Consider the following 22464-nt stretch of genomic DNA (forward strand, 5'->3'; position numbering starts at 1 on the left):
CAAAGGGTGAATCCTCAGCCTGAGCAACAGCCGCGCCCGCGCGACCAGCTGTCCAAGGCCGCTCCTGAATCCGTGCTGCTTTTAGGCGCTGGCCGGGCGATCCTGTTGCAGCTGGCCCATCCCCAGATTGGCCGAGCCATCGCCGAGCACTCGGATTTCGCCGCCAACCCGCTCTCCCGGCTGGTGCATACCCTGGGATACATTTATGCCTTGAGCAATGGGACTGCCCAGCAGCAGCGCACCATGATCAATTATGTTGATGCAGCTCACCGCCCGGTGCATGCCCCGCGGGACAAAAATTCCGGAGCTCCTGCCTATTCCGCGCTGGATCCCAAACTCCAGCTGTGGGTGGCCGCGACACTTTTTGATTCTGCTCGGCTGATCGGCTCGCAGCTGTTGCCCGCGTGGGACCAGGACGCGAGTGAAGAGTTGTATCAGCAGTACGCGCGGTTAGGCGACACCCTGCAGATGCCCACGGATTACTGGCCACCCAGCGAAGTGGACTTCACCACGTACTTTGCGGAGGTCACCGCAAAGCTTGAAGTCACCGAGCAGACCCGGGAACTTGCCCGGCAGCTGTTCTCCGGTTCCAAGGCTCCCTGGTGGATCCGGGCGGGGCTGCCGCTGATGCGAGACGTGAGCATTGCCCAGTTGCCGGCCAACGTCCGTGAACAGTTCGGGTACCAGCTCACACGCAGAACCCAGCGGCGCAACCGCCAGATGGTCCGGACCGCATGGCTGGCAACCCGGGTTCTGCCCAAGGCCATGCGGCATCTGCCAATGAAACTCATGCTGCGCCACGTTGACCGGATGGCGGCGGAAACCCAGCTGGCGACCTAACGTCTGGTTGATGAACGAGGCAGTTTTTCGCGTGGTGTGAGTAGCCGTGGCAATAGAACCAGCAAGAACAATGTCACCACAACCAAGATTCCGCCGATAAACCACGAGGCCGGCCCGCCCAGCAGGACATGGGCAACAAACCATACGCTGCAGGCCACCAAAAGCCCTGCGCTGATTCCGACGACCTTGACCACTCGATGGCCCAGCAGCACGGTGGTCGCCTTGAGCCGTTGCCCAAAAAAGTAGCGGTGCACCAACACCGGCATCAGCATCAAGATGATCAGTAGTGCCGAGAAAACCAGCAGGATGACATAAAAGATCTGTTCTTGCGCGGTGAGAATGGTGAATCGGGCCTGGAAAGGCAGGATGATCAAAAATGCCGCGAGGATCTGGATGCCGGTTTGCATGACCCTGATTTCCTGCAGAATCTCATTCCATTGACGATGCGGTGCGCCGTCTGAGGTATCAGGCTGCATGTTTCTGGACATCGGTGTAACCACTTTTCCCGGGACCTTGGGTATTCACTCTTTGGGGACTGAGTCTAGCGAGTTGGGAATGACCGCGTCAGGAGCTTGTAGCGAAACCACAGAAAAGCCGGGTGGAAAAAGTTCCACTGATTCGAACATGTGTACTAGTTAATGACGTATGGTTAGATCAAGTTCGAATCAGTTCATGAGTTCCGGCGAAGGGATTCGACGTGGGCGACCATGATCGGTTGCCCAACAGGCAGCAGAAATGGCCGGACCTGGATCACCCCGAGGTGAAGGGAGCTGAGGCCCTCATGAGTGCACTAGGCAATGAGAATGGGTTTAATGATCTTGGCGGTGGTCCGCCGGGTGATTCTTCGTGGGTCTGGGCCATGCCCACCACCGGGATGAGCTGGTGCGATTGCGGGGAAGGCCACGAACTGAACCGCGAGATTATCTGGAGCATCTCGCACCATTTGGGGTTGGAGCGGCGCAGCGAGCTGAGTTATGCCGAGCTCTTCGACCTGGCCATGGAGGTGTGGCGCTACGACGTGGTCTGCAGGTTCTTTAAGTTGTCCTTTGACGACGCCATTGATCGGGTCTACGGCCGGCATGCCAGGCGGTATCCCATGGCCAGCGCCCTGGACATTATCGGCTACTTCTCCAAGCGCTGGCAGGGATGCCCGGAGTTGGATTGCGGCGACCTATTGTGAACTGACAATGAAAAACATACGGTAGGCCGCCCGGTGTTCCCGGCGGCCTACCGTATGAAGTGAGAAGCCCAGAGTCTAGTTTCCGGTAATCAGCGCAAAGGGCGGGCTCTGCACCCCGGCGGTGACTGCGACCGCTGGGTCGTCGCCCAGGTGGACAATCTTGTTCTCGGCGTCGACATGCACCACGCTCGGCACGTAGCTGCGGGCTTCGGCGTCTTCCATCTGTGCGTAGCTGATCAGGATGACCAGGTCGCCAGGGTGAACCAGGTGTGCGGCGGCCCCGTTAATGCCGATGACCCCACTGCCGGGCTCCCCGGCGATGGTGTAGGTTTCCAGGCGGGCGCCGTTGGTGATGTCCACGATGCTGACCAGTTCGCCCGGCAGGATATCCGAGGCGGCCAAGAGCTCGGAGTCAACCGTCACCGAGCCGACGTAGTGCAGGTCCGCCTGGGTAACCGTGGCCCGGTGAATCTTGGATTTGAACATGGTCCGTTGCATACGATGTTTCTTTCGTCTTTTTTGGAAACCGTTTCCCGACAATCCAGTTTACGCTCTATAGCAGTTATTCGCTCAGAATTGCCGGGAAATCAGCAGGATCCGCTAGCCTTGCGAAAGAAATGGCTGCAGTGCCTCATGCACCGCGCCGGAGTCCAGCAGCTCGTACGCGGCTTCCAGTTCGGCGGACAAAAAGCGGTCTTCGCCTGGTCCGGCGACCTTGGTGCGCAGCACTTCCAGCACCGCGCCGGTGGCTGGACCCGGTTGCAATGGCGCACGCAGATTCAGGGCGCGTCCGGCGATCAGCATTTCCACGGCGAGGATGCGACGCAGATTCGCGACCGCGGTGCGCAGCTTCCGGGCCGCGTGCCAGCCCAGGGAGACGTGGTCTTCCTGCATGGCTGAGGATGGGATTGAATCAACGCTGGCCGGGACCGCCAAACGTTTGTTCTCGGCGACCAAGCCGGCCTGGGTGTACTGGGCGATCATCATGCCCGAATCAACCCCTGGGTCATCGGCCAAAAACGCGGGCAAATCGCGTGACCGGGCAGGATCCAGCATCCGGTCGGTGCGGCGTTCGGCAATCGAGCCCAGATCCGCGACGGCGATGGCCAAGAAGTCCAGCACATAAGCCACCGGTGCTCCGTGGAAGTTGCCATTGGAGGTCACCTCGCCGCTGGGCAGCACTACCGGGTTGTCGATGGCGGCGGCCAACTCACGGGTGGCGACCAAACGGGCGTGGGTGATGGTGTCGCGCACCGCTCCGGTGACCTGCGGGGAGCAGCGTAGCGAATACGCGTCCTGCACCCGGCCGTCACCCACCTTGTGGGAAGCGACCACCGGGGAGTCGGCGAGGAAACCGAACATGTTGGCGGCGCTGCGGGTCTGGCCTGGGTGCGGGCGCAGTGGTTCGTGTAGCTCGGCACGGAATACCTGATCGGTGCCCAGCTGGGCCTCGACGCTCATCGCCGCGGTGGCATCGGCAATATCTGCCAGCTCCTCCAGATCGGCCAATGCCATCAGCAGCTGTCCGAGCATTCCGTCGGTGCCGTTGACCAGTGCCAGCCCTTCCTTTTCGGCGAGTTGGACCGGGGTGATGCCGGCTTCTGCCAGCAGCTCGGGAACTGGGCGGAGCGTGCCCTGCGCGTCGGTCGCTTCGCCTTCGCCCATCAGCACCAGGGCGCAGTGGGAGAGCGGGGCCAGATCGCCCGAGCAACCCAAGGAACCGTATTCGCGGACCACCGGGGTGATCCCGGCGTTGAGCAGGTCGATCATGGTCTGCAACACCACCGGCCGCACCCCGGTGCGCCCGGATGCCAAGGTCTTGGCGCGCAGGAACATCAGTGCACGCACCACTTCTTGCTCCACCGGAGCGCCCATGCCGGCGGCATGCGAGCGGATCAATGATCGCTGCAACTTGGCACGATCTTCGGGTGCGATGTGGCGGGTCGCCAGTGCGCCAAAACCGGTAGAAATTCCGTAGACCGGATGCTCCGAGGATGCCAGTGCATCAATATGTGCGCGGACCGCGGCCAGCTCGTCCAGCACCTCGGGGGCGATTTCTACGCGGGCGTGGTGCCGTGCCACGGCAATGACATCTTCAGCCGTGACGCCGGAACTGTGCAGGGTGACGTGCGCTGAGTGCTTTGCGGTCATGGGGTATCCATTCACTGGGAGACGTATTCTTGGTTTCTATTGTTCGACAGTTAGCGGTCGAAAAGAGCCCAAATGCACCCGTAGTGTCTGAAATCCCGGACACGCGGTTTAGAAGGTTAAATCGATCCCGTCCAAGGCGTTCTGGCCTGCAAAGTTTGACTGGCCGGTGTCCGTGCTTTGGGTGTCGTCACTGCGCCACGCCACCACATTGCCGACGCCGCTGAGATCAACCTGGCGGACGCTCTTCACCGCCACGATGTTTCCGGTGCCGCTGACGGTGACGGTGCGAGCGTTATTGGCCACGATCATATTTCCGGTGCCGCTGATCGTCACGTCGGTGCAGTCGCCAATCAGGTGCAAGATCTGACCGTTGTCGGTGATTTGTGTATCTTGCGAGCAATCTTTGCGCTGCGCATGCTCCAGGATTTTGTCGAATCCGTTCTGGAAGCTGTCGCCGGCGGTTTCCTTAGGCACCGTTCCGAGGCTGCCCTCGGTAGATGAGGGGTCCTTGGGCAACGGTGTGATGCTGCCTTGAATGGATTGTGTTGCGGTGGGCACCTGGGAAGCGCTCGGAGAAGAAGCGTCATCCGTGGACTGAATTGTCACGCACCCGGCCAATGGCAGGGCCAGCATCAGTGCGGCGAGTGTGGACACGGTGTTCTTGAGGCGCGGCGCTGGCATGTTGCTCCTTGAAGGATGAAGTGCTGGTTCTTCCATCTTGGCCGATTCCCCGCGCAAAAACACATTCCACCACACGCTGCGGCCCCAGCCTAGGCCAGGGCCGCGCGGTTCACAGCTTAGAAGGCATAGGCAGCCTCGCGCTCGGCGCGCATCTGTGAATAGGTTTTGCTCAGTACTACCGCGTCCTCAACCAAACGGTCAAGGCGCAGGGTGACATCATCACTGACAATTTCCGAGCGGTGGACATCCTTTGACTCGACAAAAACGTAGCTCTGGACAACCTGGGCTTTCATATAGGTCAGGATGGGGCGCAGCTGCTGTTCGGCAACCAGGTAGTGTTTGGGCGACCCAGCGGTGACGGCAAGGCCAACTACCTTGTCTTGGAAGGCATCCACCGGGAGCAAATCAAAGACGTTTTTGAGGGCACCCGGGATCGATGCCTGGAATATCGGGGTGCCGAGCAGGATGGTGTCTGCATCCATCAAGGCCTGCGTGAGTCGCAAGGTGTCCCCGGTGTACTCAAGGTAGTTCCGGCCGTCGGAAAACTGCAGGTCCAAGTCGGCCAGGTCAAAAAGGTCGACGTCCAGCGGCTCGTCAATGGCGCTCAGGGCCGTGGCAACATAGTTCATAACCGTGCGGGTGGTGGAACCAAGCCGGGAACCGGATAAAACAACGGTTTTCATGCCGTGGCCTTTGCTGTAATGGCGGTGTATTTTTTGACCGCGGGGATAACTTCGGAGCCAATCAGCTCGATGTTCTCCATGACCTTCTTGAACGGCATGCCCCCAAAGTCGATCTGTCCGATGAAGCGCTGGTGGCCGTATTGCTCGTGCTGGTACAGGATCTTTTCAACCACCTGCTGTGGGCTGCCGAGGTTGACAATGCTGCGCGGATCGGTGCTTTGCGCGAAGAGCTGTTTGGGCATGCCGCGGCCGTTGGTGCGGATCATTCCTTCGTTGATGTGCGGGTAAAAATCCTTGAGCGCCTGCTGCGAGTTTTCAGCGACGTAAAGGAAACCTGCCGTGGCCACGGGAAGTGTCGCAGGGTCGAAGCCGCTGGCCGCTGCGGCACTGCGGTAGGACTCAATGGTTTGGGCGAAGGCGGAGACTGGTCCGGCCAGGTGGGCCATGACCATCGGGGCACCGGCCATCCCGGCTTTGACGGCGCTGGCGGGGGATCCTCCCACCGCTCGCCAGATCGGCAACCGACCGTTCAGCGGCCGCGGAAGTACCTGCGCGTCACGAAGCTCGGCGCGGAAGTTGCCCTTCCAATTCACTACTTCTTCGCGATTGATCAGGCGCAGCAGGTCGAACTTTTCTTCAAAAAGTTCCTCATAGTCATGCAGGTTGTAGCCAAGAAGTTCAAAGAGCCCGATACGTGAAGCACGCCCGGCAACGAGTTCGGCGCGGCCGTCTGAGAGCAGGTCTAGGGTGGCGAAGTTTTCATACACACGCACCGGATCCGAGGTGCTCAAGATCGTGGAGGTGCTGCCGATATTAATTTTGGAAGTGGCCTGCGCGATGGAACCCAGGATGACCGCATGGGCTTGCGAGGCGAAGTATTCCTGGTGGCTTTCACCGAGGCTGAAGGAATCGAAACCTGCTTGCTCGGCCGCCTGCGCATAGCTGACGAATTCCTTCACACGGGTTGAGGCGCTGACCCGTTCACCGGTGAGCGGATTCGGTAGATGATCTCCCAGCGAGTACATGCCAAATTGAAGTCCGGCCTGCGGGTCGATGCGGTGGGTTTGCATGGTGTCGAGGGCATCGGTCATGACGGGTTCTCCGTGTTCTTTGTGGGGCTTGGGTTGGCAGCCGGGTCGATGGAACTAGCTCGCTGTGGAGCGGTTTTGGTGAGACTGTTTTTGTGGATCTTGCGCATCAGTGTGTACAGCTGTTTTTGCTCATCTTGGGTGAGGACATCGTCAAACATGGATGCTTGGAGTCGTACTTGATCCGAGTAGATCGAGTCGATCAGACGCTGTCCCTTGTCGGTGAGCGAGATGTATTTGGTTTTCCACTGGGTATCGCGGGAAATCAGATCACAGGATTCCAGGCGGGAAAGCATCCGTGAGATGCCACCGCCGGTTACCGTCAGTCGCGACCCGAGGTCGGTTTGGGTCACCGGCTGATAGGCCTTGATGTGATTGAGTACCTCGAATTGGGCAATCGACAGACCTGACTGGCTGAGGAACTCGTTGGAGATCTGATTGCTGCGCTGAACAAAGCGGGCCATGCGAAGCCAAATCATCAATCCTAAGGGACGGTTGTTCATTGCCGGGTTCCTTGTCTGTGGGTACCTTTCGAATATCAGTTTACTAGGCAAGTGAGAATAAGCAAGTTGATGTGTCAATCATCTCTGGGGTGATTTTCAGGTGACAGCGCAGAGGGGAGTGGGGAACGTTGTATCCCCGAAATATGGTGTGCAGCCGGGACTTTTTCACGTCAGGGGACTATGCTATGTGCACCATGGCGCGGCCCATGGAAATGTCGACAACGCAGGGAGAACAGATGAACAAGTACTCATTCAACGTTGGCTGAACCTGCCCACGTACGGCGGGCAGTACTACCAAAAGGAGTAGCCATGCCGCACAAAAAACATTTGGGACTGGGCCTAGTCATTGGCGGAGCGCTGGTGGCTGCACTCTTTTTGGCGTTTATTTTTGCGGTGCCCCACGGGTCTGCCGCGGAAGTTACGCCACTGTGGCTCGGAGCGATCTGGGCCATGCTGAGCATGCTGTGGGGAGTCTTCCGACTCGTGGCCGGGCCTAGCAAACTGGACCACCCGCATGGTGGTACGGATGCTGGTTCCTAGAACCGCAAGTTTTGATGACAAATGCCGCCTCACGGTGTGAGCGCAACGAGCTGAAGGGTGGCGGATGAGTCTGCCACCCTTCAGCCACGGATGCGACCAATGGCATTTGGTGCACTGGTTGTTGCCGGTTTTCAGGTTTTGCGGTGCCCGTGCAGCCTGGCGGTCAACTGCGCGGCGGTCGCGCGAATGGGCTCAAGCAGTTGCTCCCACTGCTCTTCCGGAACCCGGTCGCTAATAAACGTCACCGCCACAGCGGCCACCGGCCAACCGTTTGCATCACGGATCTCGACTGCCAGCGAATTGAAGTCCGCGGTGAGATCTCCGCGCTCCACGGCGTAACCCCGCTGTGAACTGCGATCTAGCTCGCGGCGCAATTCGGCATAACTGGAGATGGTGCTTTGCGCCTCACGCCCAGCAAAACTCGCAGGGGTTGGATACAAGGCACGCACCTGTGATTTGGGCAGGGCCGCCAGAATCGCGCGCCCGGACGCGACCAGGTGGGAAGGCAGCCGAACTCCCACGTCGGTCACGAGCGACGGACGCCCTTTGGCGCGTTCTTCAACGATGTATAAAACGTCGGCACCATGAAGCACCGCCAGGTGGGCGCTCTCTCCGACCTTGTCCACCAGCTGGGCCACCAACGGGGCGCCCAAGCGAGCCAACGGCTCTTGGCGGGTGTAGGCACTAGACAGTTCGAACGCGGCAACACCCAGTCCATAGGATTTATCCTCGGGATAGTGAGTGATGAAACCGTGCTCATGCATCACGGCCAGCAACTGGTAGACACTTGACCGCGGCAGATCCAGCAGCCTGGCGATCATTGCCGCGGGAGTAGGTGCTTTCCTTGAGGCCAACAGGCTCAAGATCTTCAAGGTGTTATCCGCTGCTGGGACCTTGCTTCCCACCGCTGTCTCCTTGCTCAAAAAAACCGAATTACGTGCACCTGAACTCTAGCAATTCCCGCCCAACGGACTCACCGGTTCCTAGAACTCGACGGAGGCCAGACAACTGGTCAGTTCAGCCAAGGTCGGGGGATTAGCCCCAATCTTCTGAACGGTCAACGCCGCAGAGAGTGAAGCGGTGCGCAGCGCGGACTCCAAATCCGTCTCATCCAGGGCAGCGTCTGTCACCAGCGCGTGCAACAACGGGCCGTTGCCGATTGCATGCAATAACCCGGAGACAAACGCATCGCCGGCTCCCACGGTATCGGCCACACTGACTTGCAAGGACGGAATGGTGACTTCCAACCGCTCGGTACGAGCCTCGCAACCACGTACACCGAAGGTCATGATGGCCAGTTTTGCCCCACGGTCCAACAGATGTTCGAGTACCCGTGCGGTATCCCAGCCGGGGTAAAGCCACAACGCGTCTTCATCACTGAGCTTAACCACGTGGCTGAGCGCACACAGCTTTTCAACCCGGGAGATGACCGTACGACGTTTGTCCGCCAACGCCGGGCGGAGGTTCGGGTCATAGCTGCGCAACTGCTCTGTCCCGGAGGCAGCAAAAACCTCGTGGATCCGGGAGAACCCGGGTTCGGTAAAAGCGGCGATGGAACCGGTATGAAGAATCTGAGCCTCGGTGGGGACTATCGAGTCCAACAACCATTCAAGCTGGAAGTCATAGGTCGGATTCCCCATGGAATCCAGCGTCACCGCCGCGGTGCTTGTTGCCCTGTCGGTAATGGAGTTCGGCGCCAGCGAAACTCCGGACTCCTGGAGATGCTCGAGGATCGAGCGACCGTGCTCGTCCGCACCAATGTCCGTCTGGAGCATCACCTCATCTCCCAAGCGTCCCAAGCCGACGGCCACATTCAGTGGTGAACCACCCGGATAGGGACGGGAATTGACGATATCGACCAGCGCTTCGCCTGCAACCTGTACTGAAGTCATGCCACCGATCCTACGTAGGGTTACTGCGAAAGTCTTGTTAATCATCTCTTGGCGTGGGGAAAGGTGAACTAAGGCACCCCGTGGCCGCATTCAGGGTGGTGTATCGGCCAAAATGCCGGTGCTACAGTCTGTGATGATCCTGCCCTCTCGCCGGATCAGCATCGTTACGGAAAGGCGGCAGCGGCACGGTGGATTCACTTTTTGACGACAGCGTATTTTCTCGCGAACCACGGCAACTACGCTCGGGAGCTTGGCACCTGCCCGGATGGCTTTCCCCGGAGGCTCAAACCTGGATTACCCGGCGGTTTTTTGCCTGGGGCAACGGCCCGGTTCCGCCGCACCAGACACTGGTGAACGGGCACCACATGAGTGTTCAGAGCCTGTGCTTGGGCTGGCATTGGAGCCCCGAACGGTACTCGCGCACGGCGGATGACATCAATGGTGCGCCGGTGGCTCCCATGGAAGCCTGGTTAGTTGACCTTGGACGTCGTGCGGTGGCTGAAGCCACCGGGGATGGCGCTAAAGCGCAGGCCTACCACCCAGATGCCGCGATCGTTAACTATTATGCGGTGAATGCCACGATGGGGATGCATCAGGACGCCGAAGAGCGGATTAATGCGCCCGTGGTATCGCTGTCTTTGGGGGATTCGGCGACCTTCCGCTTGGGCAATACCGAACACCGGAACAAACCCTGGCAGGATGTGCGGCTGGCCTCCGGGGATCTTTTTGTATTTGACGGGCCTGCACGGTTTGCCTATCACGGTGTGACAAAAATTCACCCGGGCACTGCTCCGGAAGGCTGCGAGCTGGGTAGCGGGCGAATCAATATCACCCTGCGCCAGACCGGGTTGAGCTAGGAACTGGACAGGTTCACCGAAGCGCGTAAGGCGTAATGATCAGAATCCCCGGCTGGGATCCGCTCCAATGAGGTGCCGGCGGCTCCGCGGACCATCACATGGTCGATTCCGAGCATGGCGAAGGGGGTGCGTGGCCAGCTCATGGCCAAACCCCAGGAACTGTAGCGGATGTCATCCAGTTGGGCTGCGACCGGAGCGAAATGGCGGTCCGTCGACGTGGCATTAAAATCACCGGCGGCAATGATTTTTTCCGACGAGTCCTGCTTCAAGTACTGGGCCAGGGAAGCAAGCATGGTGTCCCGCTCGTCGTGGCCGGTCGGACGAGCCGAGGCGGCATGCACCGCGTAGATACGCACCGGACCGGTGGTGGTCTCAACATCGGTGCGCAACGCTCGATCCCAACCTAAACCGAGGTCTAGCGGTTCCGGATTGGACAGCGGATAACTGCTCCAAAGTCCTACGGTGCTAGCCGAGTAGTAGTACGGGTGGCTCTGCTTCAGTTCTGTGGTGACCAAGTCGACCTGTCCTTGGCCCAGCTCCTGGAGGGTAATGACCTGGGCACCGGAATCAGCCAGGGCTCGTGCCGAGGTCACGGCGTCCTGATGCACGTTTTGCGAGGCCACGATCAGTGGATCTGGACCTTCCGGCTCAGAAGCAGGCAGCGAAGCCGCACCGAAAAGCACAGCCCAGGCGACCGTGGGAACGAGCCAGGCAACAAACGTTCCACGTCCTCCCGTGACGAAGCTCATGAGTAACAATAACGGGATGCCCACCCCGAGCCACGGTGCGACGTTATCAAGGATGAGCCCCAAACCAGCGACATCAGGAATGTACTGGTGAAAGGCCATGAGCACAGCAAGACCGAGGCACAGGAGGATGACGAAGAGTCGTGCCAGAATTCGTGATGCCGATAGCCGGCGATGTGATGCTTTGGACATTTGACTTCCACAGTGCCACAGAAATCTGTGGGAATCGTAATTTTCCTGAGCGTTCCCTGCATCTACCATTGAATATAGGCGTCGATGAAGCCGTGCCGATCCCCAAACCTCCAAGGAACCCAACGTGACTACGTCCGCGCCCAGTAAATATTTATCCGGAAACCGCTTGCTGCTGGTCATCCTCGCCCTTGCCATGGGCGGATTCGGTATCGGAGTGACCGAATTTACGCTGATGGGCCTCATGCAAGAAGGCGCCGAGGACCTATCGGTCAGCAACTCCCAGATGGGTTTGATGATCAGCGCCTACGCCATTGGTGTGGTGATCGGTGCGCCGGTCCTGACAGCTCTCGCCGCGAAAATACCTCGTAAGCGTGCGGTGTTGCTGCTCATGCTCTTTTTCACGGTTGCCAACCTGTCCTCGGCTTTCGCGCCGGACTACGGCACCATGCTTGCCACCCGATTCTTGGCAGGCCTGCCGCACGGCGCGTACTTTGGTTTGGCCGGTGTGCTGGCCGGATCGCTGGTGCCTGGAAGCATGCGCGGTCGCGCCATTGCCTGGGTGATGTTGGGGCTCTCGGTTGCCAACGTTGCCGGTGTCCCGTTGGTGACCCGGTTGGGACAGCTTGCGGGCTGGCGTTCCATGTTTGTGGTGGTCGCGGTGGTTGGCCTGATCACCATGCTGATGATCGCACTGTTTGTCCCTTGGCATAAGGCAGAACCTGGGGCCAGCATGCGCCGTGAACTCTCTGCCCTCAAGAGCGTCCAGGTGTGGATGGCCATGGGGACGGGCATTGTTGGGTTCGGCGGGTTTTTTGCCGTGTATTCCTACATCTCGCCAACCCTGACCGAAGAAGCCGGACTGGATATCAATCTGGTGCCGTGGGCCTTGGCTCTGTACGGGCTGGGCATGGTTGTCGGTTCGTTGGCCGGTGGCCGCCTGGCTGACTGGTCGGTGTTCGGTGCCATCAAGCTGACCAACGTGATCATGGTGGCGGCCATGCTGATTTTCGCCGCCGTGACCAGCTGGGTGATTCCAACTCTCTTTATGGTGTTCGTGTTGGGTGTGGTCGGTTCGCTGCTGATCCCTAGCCTGCAGACGTTGCTGATGGATTCGGCCCCTCATGCGCAGTCATTGGCTGCCTCGCTGAACCACTCGGCCCTGAACGTGGCTAACGCGTTGGGTGCGGCCTTGGGTGCTGCGGTGATTTCTGCCGGGTATGGATACCGTGCGCCGTCGATGGTCGGTGCCGGACTAGCGGTTCTTGGACTGTTGCTGGCATGGGCAACCCAAGTTCGTGCCAAGAAGATCGGTTTGCTCGTGGGAAGCGAAGCGGTCGCTGCCCGCGAGCAAGCCGAAATCAAATGAATTAGTCGCGGACCGCGGAGATGTTGAACATCCAGGTGACGCCGAACTTGTCGGTCAGCTGGCCGAAGGCATCTCCCCACGGTGCGGTGTCCAGCGGAACATCAATGCGTGCTCCTTCCGACAGGCCATCCCACCACTGCTGCAGTGGCGCGGAATCCGCCTCATCGGTTCCATCGCTGCTGAATGACACGGTGCCGTTAGGCATGAGGTTCATCTCCGGTGGGGTGTCCGAGGCCATGATGTGAACTCCACGGCTTACGTAGAGGGAAGAATGCATGATCTGGTCTGTTGTTGCAGGCCGATCATCATTCATACCTTCCTTGAATGTCATTAGCGAGAGTTCTCCGCCAAAGACCGAGTTGTAGAATTCCATGGCCGCGCGCGCATCACCTGCGAAGCGTAGGTACGGGGTCAGTCCAATGCTCATGGGAGTGTGCCTTTCAACAAAGGTAACGGGGCCGATCGACCCACGGGGAAGATTCTGCCAGCTGGAACCGACAAAGTGAATAGTGGCTTGTGATCAGCGTCTCTGGCAGCCGATTTGGTGTTTTCGAATTGTCTCCGGTAGAGTTTTATCTCGGTTCGGAGGTCGAAAAAACCAAAGAAACCACCTTTATTTGGGGGTATGGCGCAGTTGGTAGCGCGTCTGCATGGCATGCAGAAGGTCAGGGGTTCGAATCCCCTTACCTCCACAAATATTAATGTCTCGGAACATCGTTTGAACGGTGATCCGGGACATTAGTTTTTTGGCTCTCACTTATCTAGGCTCGGGTCCCGCAAGGAAGCTTCCAGCCTCGCGTCGACGAGATCCGGCAGACAAGGTGGCTCATAAGTAGTTCCGCACCCACCAGGTATTGCCTCACTCCGGCGTGCGCCTCCGCGGGAGGTGCCTCGGCGGCGTTTGTCCGGACCGTCGATCATCAGCATGGCGCTCGACCAGCACCGGTTTTTGTAGCGGTTGGCAATTCCCACCGTTGAACTGGCCATGGCGCCAGCTGACTGCGCTGCTCGATCAGCGGTGCAAAAACAGCGAAGAGGGGCCACGCCTGCGTTGAACTTGCAGAAGTGCGCGCGTATAGTTGTTTTCGTTAGCCCCGTGTGGACCGCTGGCTTCGGCCAAGTCGCCGGGGCTCTGATTTTGATTGGGGACGTTGGTGTCCGACGCATGGATCGAGGACTGTCTCAGCGCAGCCCGATTTCACGCTTATGTAACTGCCTGCAATGGCGATCGTCCTCGTGCTCTTGAACTGTACGAGTGGAACGTGACTCTCGGACAAGCGCTCATGCGCGATATCGCGCACTTCGAGATTGCTATGCGAAACATATACGACACCACGATCGATGCCCTCTGGCAAGGCAAGAACCACTGGCTCCTTGACGCGGATTCTCCGGCCGTGATCCCGATCTGGCGAGTTAAGAAGGACAGATCAGGTCTCAAACGAGGCACCGATGTCAACTACCTCAACCGACGCGCGGTAGACGCCGCAATCCGTAAATGCGGCGGGGTGAAAGCAAGTCCCGGCAAAGTCATCGCGGAACTCAACTTCGGATTCTGGAGGCACCTCACCGCTGCCTCGCATGAAAAGACCCTGTGGGTTCCCTACCTGCACCACGCATACCCGGCGAAAACTCAACGAAAAGCAATCGATGATGTCATCGGCAATGTCAACACCGTCCGCAATAGGATTGCTCACCACGAACCGATTTTCGACCGGCCAGACCCTGCACAGGAGCCAGGAAAGCTTCACAATGACATGACGCGCGTGTTCGCCTTGATCGCCCCGGACGCACACCAGCACCTTGCGCCGCACTCAACCGTTGCGGCTGTGATCGGGCAGCGACCGTAGCCAGATGCAAGAGCGTTCGCGAGTAGTGGACGCGATCAAACTCGTCTTCAACATTCCGATGGATCTCGATGAATCCACGTCGAAGCTAATAGGCTACGCTCTCATGCATCTTTGCGTTCGTCTACTACTGCACCTCGTGTCTCCTCAACAAATGAGCTTGCTCTTCCGTATTCGTCAATAGAGCCGTGCAGGCTCCGAGTCCCGGGGCCGACGGCGAAGTGGCATCATTCGAGGTATGCAGGTGCTCCGGCAACACTAAGGTCGCGATTATTCCGACAGACCTGACCCGTTCCTTGCGAGCACGGGCTGCCCACTGGCAATAATGTAGTGCATGGTTTTCGTTCAGCGGGGCAGGCCTACACCGTGCTCGCTCAAGTACTCGGCACCATTTCGCCCGTTCCCGCGGACGCTGTGCAGGCATCCGCAATGCCCATGAAACACAGGGGGCTACCTCATAGCCAGAATCTCTTCCGTGAGGCAAGACGGGAATGTCGCCGGAAAGCTAGTTGGCCGGGACCGGTGCGGCACCCGAGGTATCGCTGTGAACTCGAACGGAATGAAGTCAGCATGTTCGTGATCGGCTACGAAACATAGCCCTGTGACTACGTGTGGTGCTGGATGATTTCGCTCCAAAGCAGTGACACCATGGCACTGTGGTGCGCGGTGATGGCTTCGCTGTCCCACGACTGGGGAGATTGTTTTGCGACTGTGGCCATGAGCTTCAGCTTGGGACTTTGCTCGACTATTCGCACGCTGTCGGACTTCACAAACGGCGGCAGGTTCGTGAACTTTGAGTTGTCCTTCACCGTTAGTAACGCGAGGTTACCGAAAAGATCGCGTATGTCCGGGTCATCGAGCGTGCCGTACGCGCGGATCAGTTCGTCATCGGGCGATTGCGGATAGAAATGCTCAACCGAGTTGCGGAAGCTGAACTGAAAATCTAGATCTCCTGTCCGGCAAGCGAGCAGATAGTCGAGGTAGGTGAACGCGATGCGCGGGATATTGAATCCAGTCGTTTGAAGTTGACCGTTGCTGAAGTGTGGTGCAAGCCTACTGAGTGCGTAGCGTTCTAAGAGGCGCAGCATTCTCTCGGCTCGAAACTCAGCTTGCGACTCGACCTGGTAGGCGAAGTGGAGAAGGTGGGTGATCCAGTGCATCGTGCGTGGCGAAGTGTAAGTCACGCGTAGAACCGATTCAAGGAGACGGATCCTCTTTGAAATCTCGGTGTCGTCGGAAGCTTCACCTTCGTCTACGTTGTCGCGGTCAAAGGGGAATGAACCGACGTAGCGTGGCACGAACGTGACGGTGCGGCGCGAACGATTTTCCCCCTTGAGGACGCGCTTCAGAGACCACACTCCATCGTCCCCGCTGGCCATAGTAAACTCACGCTTGAGCACGAGTGAGTCAAAATGCAAGCGACATTTGAGGAGCGCGAGTGCGAACTCCTCAGCGCGATTCGCGGCGTCGCCAGAGCGAAGATATTCAGTGAACCGTTTGATCAATCGTTTGTCATCGAGCGCGGACTCACTCTCATCTAGAGTCATGCCATCCACGACCCGGAGCACATGCAGAAGAAAGACCGGGAACTGGATGATCGAGCTGAACCGCTCACCCTCCAAATTGTCCTCTGACCTTGATTGGTCTGCGTTCGCGTAGTTCATGATTGCGTCGTCGAGTGTCGGAGTGCGCGGACCCACATCAGGTGATTCGCTCAGCGACGGACACAGGCTTTCGAGTGAGTTGAAAGAGTCGACCTCGAGCCAGCGCCAGGAGTCGCCGAAGAGCTGGCTTCGCAGAGACGTACTGCCGGGGGTAAGCGCGATCTGTACGTACGTGTCCATCATGGCGCAGGCGTCCCACACCCAAACAAACGTTGCTCGCTTGGCATCCGACGAGAGGGCAGCCATCATGCGAGCTTTCACGATGTCCTGCTGCTGGAGTTGCTCCCCACGGGTGTTCATGACCTCGAAGTATCGGTTGAGGTCGGTGGTTTCTGGCAGTTCGAGTCGTGCGACAAGAACCTTGTCGAGCACGAAATCAAAGTGTTCCAGTAGTTTGGCGCTTTCAGAGTATTGCTCGATGATGCGGTATCCGTTCAGAATTCCGGGATCGAGAGCGTCCGCTAAGTTACCTGTAGCGAGAGTATCGAATGCTTGCTCGGCGCGCGGCCTGGATTCGAACCGAAGGGGATTGAGCTGGAGCGCTGGTCCGGTGCGCTTCCTAAACAAGTAAGTGAAGAGGATATGCAGAGTGGTGAGTCGCTGCTGCCCGTCGATCAAGGAATAGCTCGCAGTGCTGTCGTGTGAGGCTGCCGAGACAACGATGTTACCGAGGAAATATTCGTGGATTTCGTCGTCGGTTCCGGCATCGATGAGATCATCGATGAGCTGGCGGATCTCTTCCTCGCCCCATGCGTAGTTGCGTTGATACACCGGAATCTCATATTGGCCAGCAGTAAGCAATTGCCGCACGGTCTGTGCCGTCGCCTGGACGCTGTCCTGATTCATGCTTCGTTTCCTTCGATCATACGCAGAAGTAGTGAGAGGTCTTTGTCTCGGTCTTCAGGGATCGGCGGCAGGGAAATGAGTAGCCGGTTCAGCTCGGTTCCTGCGAGTCCCTCATGGAGGGTGGCGAAAAGACCCTCGGCACCGTCTCCCAGCGCGGTACGTGTGGCATAAAGGTTGACTGACTGCCAAGTGACCCGCAGCCGTTCAAGTCTCAGCCCGTATGCCCAGATGTACAAGCGATCCCACGCGGGCTTTAGTTCAGGGTCGGTCTCGGGGTCTGACTCAGCGAGATCGCCGTGAAAGTACTTGTTCGTCCAATACAACACGGCAGCGAGGAACAATTCAGTGACATACCGATAGCGTGAACCCCGAGTGAATTGGGAGCGTGAGCTCTGTTCGTCCAGGAGCTTCTGTATCGCTCTCTGTTCCTCCATTAGGAAGCTTACGCGTGCGAAGAAGTCGCTGCCCGCGATGATGGGCGCGTCCAGCTGGAATCTAGCACGTAGCGCTGCCGGATCAAGTAGTTTGCGTACCGACGGGACGAATGCTGCGGCTCCAAGAGCTGCAGCGTCTGAGCGTTGCACGGCGAGATGGTATTTCTGAGCTGGCGTGGAGTTACTGGAGCCCGGTCCCGCGTTGATGCCCTTAAAAAGCGCAAGATCTTCAATACCGAACTCCCGTGAAGCTGGACGACCGCGGCTCCACTGTGCGATGCGATATAGGTAACGGCTGAACAGGTGCTCCAACTCAAAGTCGTCGACGGACTCCCATTCCTGCACAATCGTGGTTCGGACCACGGGGCGTACTTCGCCGAGTGCGCGGAGATGGTGGGCCTTCAACAGGTCATGCGGTTTCAGCGGTTTCCCGCGGTAGTTTTGTGAGTCGAAAAATCGAAACGCTTCGTCTTCATCGTTCGTGACAACTTGCACCAGAGCGCAGTTTGTTTGAACGAAATCCAGCAAGTCCGCACGGTCAGTATCAGGAATCGCTGTGGCGACCCAGGCGCGCATATGGTGATGCACTCGAACGATCTGAGGAGTTTGCTCGTCGATAGTCAGATCATCGAGACCGCTTCGCTCTCCACGCAATCGCCGGACGAGCAACTGCAGGCTCAGCAGTCTCTGCTGGCCATCAACTACGTGCCGTTCACCGGTAGGGCTCGTGTAAAGGATCACTGAGCCCAACGCGTACTGGCTATTGCGGTCCTGCCGCCACGCACCCCAGATGTCGTCAAGCAATGATTGCGCTGTCTCCAACCGCCAACGATATGGACGCTGATACAACGGGATTCGAAGGTCTTGAGAAAGCAGTTCACCTACGGTGACCGGTTTAAGGTCTTCAACCGCAATCGCCATAAGAGATCTTTCGGATCGATGAGTTGTTCACGACGTAATTTTAGTAGAGCCGAGCCTGATTCTTGCTTGTCAACGGACCCGTTGCGTGTCAGATATCAACCACTGCCATCTCGAATCGGCGGACTCGCTTGCTTCGTCTCCGTGCGCCATTACGAACTCGTTCGCACAGTCGTGCGAGTTCTGCCAAGCTTAGATCCCGGGTTATCGGCACGGCGACTCATCTTTCTAGGAAGTTTGGAAAATAGTCCCGAAAAGACCACAATTCATAAGATCTCGGGACATCGGTTGAACGATGATGCGAGTCATTAGTTTTGGCGGTCACTCACCGGGGCCCGGAGCTCATTTCATGTCGATGCTTGAGAAGGTAGTGGCCTAAGACCGAACTCAGCGCGACCAGAGATTGCTCCACTGCAATAGATCGAGTTCCGAGCGTCCTGCATCAAGTGCAATTCCAGAATGGTGCCGAGGCCTTCATAGAATCTGGTCTTACTAGATGGAAGGCTCGCCTTCAGAAGCAAAGCCGAATGTGAACCTGTCGTCTCACCTGATGCCCCCTGAAATGGGGTAATTAGTGAGTGGGCGAAACCGTTGAGTCTTCAAACCGGCCGGTTCTAGTATTTAGGTCCTTGCTGAACTCCTTGGGGACGGTAGCCGTGTTTTTGGAACCAGTCATCGCTTTGTCTGAGACGACGCAGACCGTTCTGCTGATTGGCGGCATCATCCTGGGCATCATTGTGGTTTTTGTGCTCTCATTGTTTTTTTGGATCTTCGCGCTGAAGCTTATCTTCTGGCGTTGGTGGACGGGGGTACTCGTTCTGGCCGCAGTCGCACTGTTGTTTATCAGCAAGACCATCACCCCGCGGGGCATCTTTAGGTTCTTTGCAGATAATTGGACAAGTGCGCCGGTTTTTGTTCTCGCGTTGCTTATCTTGGCAGCCCCCGTGGGGTTGACCTTTTTGTTTCTTGGCGGCGGAAGCCGAGTCAATCCGGAATACCAAAATGGCTACTGTGACTCGTGCGGTGGCGGTGGTTGGCCTTCGGGCTGTTCCAGATGCGGACGTTATGCCTAGGTGCGGATGATCTCCCACCGGAGGGAACAGCCTTGGCGCTGGTCTGGACAGCTGTCGGCGAGGTAGGTTGCCGTGCCGCACGCTTGTGCCCTGAATTAGGCGAGCTCTTCGTCAACGATGTCCAGCCGCTGCCCGTCGTCGGTGATGACCACGATGCCGAGCGCGTCGAAGCCGTCGGCCCGCAACCTTTCGGCGCTGATCTCGGCACCGCCGATCAGCCGCAGCGTTCCAGAATCATCGCGGAAGTCGTCTTGTTCATCGTCCCAATCGATGTTGTCGATGACCTCGATTTCCACCGAGAACTCGTTGTGCCCTGCATGGCTAAAAATTGTCTGCGCGCGGCGGGCCGCTAGGACCGCAGGGTTGTACTCGTCGACGAACATCGCGTTGTACCCATGACGGCCTTCGTCGAAGATCACGATTTCTTCACCGGTATCCACTGCTTGCGCCACGACAAGGCTTGGAACCTCATCGCCAACGATGAGCCCATGCTCGGCAAGCAGGGTGCCGCAATATTTGATCCTGAACCGCTGGGAACCGGTGGATGAGAGCAACCTGAAGCGGCGACCAAGATCTGTTTCAAGGATGGCAACGTGCCCGTCGAGATGCGAAGGGATCAAGGTCATCACGTGGGTTTCCTGTTCTGTCGTGCCGACGGTGTCCGGGGGAGTGGCTTTTAATCGACCGCAGTCGACAAGGTGCCTGGTTGCGTGTGCAAAATAGAGTACGTTCAGCCTACCCAGAGAGTTTGCCGAAAGCACATGACCAGCCGATCCGGCAGTGACCGCGCCAATGCCTCGCTTTTCGAGCTAGCCGAGCGCATTCGCGCGCGCGGCTTGCCCGAGGCAGTCATCCAGATGGCCATCCACGGGGGTGCCGCGGTGCACCAGGCGCTGTGGTACCGGGTCGAGTCGGTCTCGACATCGCCGGCAGGCCCCGCCTGGAACATCGTAGCCACGGCCGAGCGCGAAGACCTAGTCCCATTGTGGGAATGCGGGAGCGTGGCAGTATTCTCCGCCGGCGACGGTTCCTTCCTCCAATGGGATGCCGAAGAAGACGAGCCGTGGATACGCTGGCCGGATTTTCCCCATGCTGTCCGAGACTTACTCACCGACCTGTGGGAGGACGAAACGATGGACGTTCAGCGTGCAGAGATTGCGCGACTGCTTCTACCCGCAGGTGAGGTTGAGGCTGCGCTTATTCCGCTAGAGCGATGACGCAGACCCAAGGCCGACGGATCTGAACGGCAAGCGTCCAGATGCATCGGCCTTGGGTCTGTGTGGCGTTGGTCTGCGGGTAATACCCTAGGCAGATGCCGCGGAACTATCTGAACTGGAAACCACGTCGTCGAGCTCATCCTTGGCCGGGTGAGACAGGTAGCGCTCCAGTGAATCATCTAATTCGTTGAGCCATGGAGTGTGGTGCACACAGGACATGGTGCCGGTGAGCACCGAGGGATAAACCTGATCGCGGTAGTTCAGGATGTTGTGCTGTTTGTCCTTTTTCCATGCCAAGAAAATGCGGGAGACCTCATCCAGGTCAAACATCGGGTAATCGGTCTGGTTGATCAGATCCCGAATATAGTCAGCCTGGAACCGGATCTCTTCGGAGGCGCTGCCCAGATTCTCCAGACGTTCCACCCAGTGCTTCATATCGGTTTGCTGTTCAGCGGCCGAAGGCAAGCTGGCATCACCCAAGATGACGTCTCGAACGTACCAAGCCTGTGCATCAAACATGTTGAACGTGAACCACTGATCCTGTGCACCGAGGTAAAACAGGTTATTGTTCGCCTCGCTCACCACACCGCGGTAGAGCGCCTTGGGATACAGGTTATTGGGGGAGGACAAGGCCAAATCCGAGGGCAGGAACGGGTAGTGATGCAGGTAGCCGGTGCAAAGGATGACCGCGTCATACTGCTCTACGGTGCCGTCCGCGAAATACACGCTGTTGCCATCGAAACGTTGAACCAGTGGGCGCTCCTGGATACCTTCGGGCCACTCGTAGCCCATGGGGGCGGTTCGGTAGCTCATGGTGACCGAACGTGCGCCCATCTTGAAGGCTTGGATGCCGATATCTTCTGCGGAGTAGCTAGCGCCGATCAGCAGGACATTGCGGTCCGCCAATCGTTCAGCGCCACGGAAATCGTGTGCGTGGATGAGCGTGCCGGGGAAGGTTTCGATGCCGGCGAAGTCTGGGACATTCGGGAAACTGAAGTGGCCAGACCCCACAATCACCTGATCGAACTCGCTGGATTCAGTTTCGCCCGAGACGAGGTTGTGAACCGTGACGGTGAACTTCGAGGTCTTGTCGTCAAACTGAACCCAGCGGACTACCGTTGAGAACTGCACATACTTTTTGACGTCCGACTTTTCGGCTCGACCATTGATGTAGTCCCAGAGAACGGCTCGTGGTGGGTACGAAGAGATGGGCCGTCCGAAATGCTCATCAAAGGTGTATTCGGCGAATTCCAGGGCCTCTTTGGGACCGTTGGACCACAGGTTGCGATACATGCTTGAGTGAACGGCTTCGCCATATTTGTCGGTGCCGGTGCGCCAGCTGAAGTTCCACTGCCCGCCCCAGTCGTCTTGCTTTTCATAGCAGACGATTTCTGGGATGGGACGTCCGGCCTTGCGGGCCGAATCGAAGGCTCGCAATTGAGCCATTCCGCTGGGTCCTGCTCCGATGATTGCAACGCGTTGCGTCAAGCGTACCTCTCCGGCATTTCAGCCTAATAAGTGACTTCCAGCGCGGCGAAAAACTGTCAAAATTCGACCGGTCTGCGCCGCGCAGTACACCAAATAATTCCCAGTCGAAACCTGGCGGGTCACGCTTGAATAGCTGCCACACACCGGGTGTAAAACTCGTTGAGTAACGAGTGTGATGGATCAAGTATATCAGTCACTTGGCTCTGATGATCATAAACTCCCAAATCAAGTGAACTTTTGAACACTTTATATCTAAGTCAG

23 protein-coding genes and 1 tRNA gene are annotated in these 22464 nt (G+C 58.1%); 9 read left to right on the plus strand and 15 right to left on the minus strand.

All coding sequences use genetic code 11. The annotated features are described in order from the left end of the window. The first annotated feature begins 6 nt into the window (after positions 1-6). Positions 7-840, plus strand: a complete 834-nt coding sequence (locus ACIOWL_RS08275; RefSeq protein WP_400383481.1) for an oxygenase MpaB family protein — start codon at positions 7-9, stop codon at positions 838-840. Here ACIOWL_RS08275 and ACIOWL_RS08280 read toward each other — a convergent pair. Next, positions 837-1328 (minus strand): DUF6328 family protein, encoded by a 492-nt coding sequence (locus ACIOWL_RS08280; RefSeq protein WP_400383483.1) that lies wholly within the window; start codon positions 1326-1328, stop codon positions 837-839. The two genes, ACIOWL_RS08275 and ACIOWL_RS08280, sit on opposite strands and share 4 nt — an antisense overlap. A gap of 293 nt (positions 1329-1621) precedes the next feature. Here ACIOWL_RS08280 and ACIOWL_RS08285 point away from each other — a divergent pair, with 293 nt between their 5' ends. Then, positions 1622-2020 carry a hypothetical protein gene (locus tag ACIOWL_RS08285; RefSeq protein ID WP_400383485.1) on the plus strand — a complete coding sequence of 133 codons (399 nt, stop codon included), beginning with the start codon at positions 1622-1624 and terminating at the stop codon, positions 2018-2020. A 75-nt stretch (positions 2021-2095) separates the two neighbouring features. Here ACIOWL_RS08285 and panD read toward each other — a convergent pair whose 3' ends face one another. The 6 genes from panD to ACIOWL_RS08315 form a co-directional block, all read right to left on the minus strand. Continuing rightward, positions 2096-2518 carry an aspartate 1-decarboxylase gene (gene panD / locus ACIOWL_RS08290; protein WP_400383487.1) on the minus strand — a complete coding sequence of 141 codons (423 nt, stop codon included), beginning with the start codon at positions 2516-2518 and terminating at the stop codon, positions 2096-2098. Between the two features lie 102 nt (positions 2519-2620). Next, entirely contained in the window at positions 2621-4171 is a 1551-nt protein-coding gene (gene hutH / locus ACIOWL_RS08295; protein ID WP_400383489.1) for a histidine ammonia-lyase, read from the minus strand. Positions 4172-4279: 108 nt separating this feature from the next. Next, entirely contained in the window at positions 4280-4852 is a 573-nt protein-coding gene (locus ACIOWL_RS08300) for a DUF3060 domain-containing protein (protein ID WP_400383491.1), read from the minus strand. 116 nt (positions 4853-4968) lie between these two features. Continuing rightward, the gene (locus ACIOWL_RS08305) at positions 4969-5535 is read right to left on the minus strand and encodes an NADPH-dependent FMN reductase (RefSeq protein ID WP_400383493.1); all 567 of its coding nucleotides are present in this window, start codon (positions 5533-5535) and stop codon (positions 4969-4971) included. Next, positions 5532-6626: an LLM class flavin-dependent oxidoreductase gene (locus tag ACIOWL_RS08310; protein ID WP_400383495.1), complete on the minus strand. Its 1095-nt coding sequence runs from the start codon at positions 6624-6626 to the stop codon at positions 5532-5534. Before ACIOWL_RS08310 ends, ACIOWL_RS08305 begins: the two co-directional genes overlap by 4 nt. Then, entirely contained in the window at positions 6623-7126 is a 504-nt protein-coding gene (locus tag ACIOWL_RS08315) for a MarR family winged helix-turn-helix transcriptional regulator (RefSeq protein WP_400383497.1), read from the minus strand. Before ACIOWL_RS08315 ends, ACIOWL_RS08310 begins: the two co-directional genes overlap by 4 nt. Before the next feature lie 309 nt (positions 7127-7435). On the opposite strand from ACIOWL_RS08315, the gene ACIOWL_RS08320 reads away from it, so the two are divergent. Further along, positions 7436-7666, plus strand: a complete 231-nt coding sequence (locus ACIOWL_RS08320; RefSeq protein WP_400383499.1) for a hypothetical protein — start codon at positions 7436-7438, stop codon at positions 7664-7666. Between the two features lie 131 nt (positions 7667-7797). Here the strand turns inward: ACIOWL_RS08320 and ACIOWL_RS08325 are convergent, their stop codons facing one another. Both ACIOWL_RS08325 and ACIOWL_RS08330 read right to left on the minus strand, forming a co-directional pair. Continuing rightward, the gene (locus ACIOWL_RS08325; protein ID WP_400383501.1) at positions 7798-8571 is read right to left on the minus strand and encodes an IclR family transcriptional regulator; all 774 of its coding nucleotides are present in this window, start codon (positions 8569-8571) and stop codon (positions 7798-7800) included. Between the two features lie 78 nt (positions 8572-8649). Further along, positions 8650-9558, minus strand: a complete 909-nt coding sequence (locus tag ACIOWL_RS08330) for a carbohydrate kinase (protein WP_400383503.1) — start codon at positions 9556-9558, stop codon at positions 8650-8652. 188 nt (positions 9559-9746) lie between these two features. Between ACIOWL_RS08330 and ACIOWL_RS08335 the strand changes: the two genes are divergently transcribed. Next, positions 9747-10415 carry an alpha-ketoglutarate-dependent dioxygenase AlkB family protein gene (locus ACIOWL_RS08335; RefSeq protein ID WP_400383505.1) on the plus strand — a complete coding sequence of 223 codons (669 nt, stop codon included), beginning with the start codon at positions 9747-9749 and terminating at the stop codon, positions 10413-10415. Here the strand turns inward: ACIOWL_RS08335 and ACIOWL_RS08340 are convergent. After that, positions 10412-11353, minus strand: coding sequence for an endonuclease/exonuclease/phosphatase family protein (locus tag ACIOWL_RS08340; protein WP_400383507.1), 942 nt, complete (start codon positions 11351-11353; stop codon positions 10412-10414). The two genes, ACIOWL_RS08335 and ACIOWL_RS08340, sit on opposite strands and share 4 nt — an antisense overlap. Positions 11354-11477: 124 nt before the next feature. Here ACIOWL_RS08340 and ACIOWL_RS08345 point away from each other — a divergent pair, with 124 nt between their 5' ends. Continuing rightward, on the plus strand, positions 11478-12719 hold the full coding sequence (locus ACIOWL_RS08345; protein WP_400383509.1) for an MFS transporter: 1242 nt from the start codon (positions 11478-11480) through the stop codon (positions 12717-12719). 1 nt (position 12720) lies between these two features. Here ACIOWL_RS08345 and ACIOWL_RS08350 read toward each other — a convergent pair whose 3' ends face one another. Beyond that, a complete protein-coding gene (locus ACIOWL_RS08350; RefSeq protein ID WP_400383511.1) occupies positions 12721-13146 on the minus strand; it encodes a VOC family protein in 426 nt (141 codons plus the stop codon). A gap of 192 nt (positions 13147-13338) precedes the next feature. On the opposite strand from ACIOWL_RS08350, the gene ACIOWL_RS08355 reads away from it, so the two are divergent. Then, positions 13339-13411, plus strand: a tRNA-Ala gene (locus ACIOWL_RS08355). Between the two features lie 462 nt (positions 13412-13873). Continuing rightward, complete coding sequence (locus tag ACIOWL_RS08360; protein ID WP_400383513.1) at positions 13874-14566, plus strand: hypothetical protein; 693 nt, start codon at positions 13874-13876, stop codon at positions 14564-14566. A 602-nt stretch (positions 14567-15168) separates the two neighbouring features. Here ACIOWL_RS08360 and ACIOWL_RS08365 read toward each other — a convergent pair. Beyond that, entirely contained in the window at positions 15169-17073 is a 1905-nt protein-coding gene (locus ACIOWL_RS08365; protein WP_400383515.1) for a DUF262 domain-containing protein, read from the minus strand. Beyond that, positions 17070-18428, minus strand: a complete 1359-nt coding sequence (locus tag ACIOWL_RS08370) for a DUF262 domain-containing protein (RefSeq protein WP_400383517.1) — start codon at positions 18426-18428, stop codon at positions 17070-17072. The genes ACIOWL_RS08365 and ACIOWL_RS08370 overlap by 4 nt, the downstream gene beginning before the upstream one ends. A 653-nt stretch (positions 18429-19081) precedes the next feature. Between ACIOWL_RS08370 and ACIOWL_RS08375 the strand changes: the two genes are divergently transcribed. Continuing rightward, entirely contained in the window at positions 19082-19498 is a 417-nt protein-coding gene (locus tag ACIOWL_RS08375; RefSeq protein ID WP_400383519.1) for a hypothetical protein, read from the plus strand. Between the two features lie 95 nt (positions 19499-19593). On the opposite strand, the gene ACIOWL_RS08380 is transcribed toward ACIOWL_RS08375, so the two are convergent. Then, positions 19594-20127, minus strand: coding sequence for a hypothetical protein (locus tag ACIOWL_RS08380; RefSeq protein ID WP_400383521.1), 534 nt, complete (start codon positions 20125-20127; stop codon positions 19594-19596). A 132-nt stretch (positions 20128-20259) separates the two neighbouring features. Between ACIOWL_RS08380 and ACIOWL_RS08385 the strand changes: the two genes are divergently transcribed. Further along, positions 20260-20715 carry a hypothetical protein gene (locus ACIOWL_RS08385; RefSeq protein WP_400383523.1) on the plus strand — a complete coding sequence of 152 codons (456 nt, stop codon included), beginning with the start codon at positions 20260-20262 and terminating at the stop codon, positions 20713-20715. Between the two features lie 87 nt (positions 20716-20802). Here the strand turns inward: ACIOWL_RS08385 and ACIOWL_RS08390 are convergent, their stop codons facing one another. Next, complete coding sequence (locus tag ACIOWL_RS08390; protein WP_400383525.1) at positions 20803-22203, minus strand: flavin-containing monooxygenase; 1401 nt, start codon at positions 22201-22203, stop codon at positions 20803-20805. Positions 22204-22464: the final 261 nt, after the last annotated feature.

It is taken from the genome of Glutamicibacter sp. NPDC087344 (assembly GCF_044744225.1).
Classification (GTDB): Bacteria; Actinomycetota; Actinomycetes; order Actinomycetales; family Micrococcaceae; genus Glutamicibacter.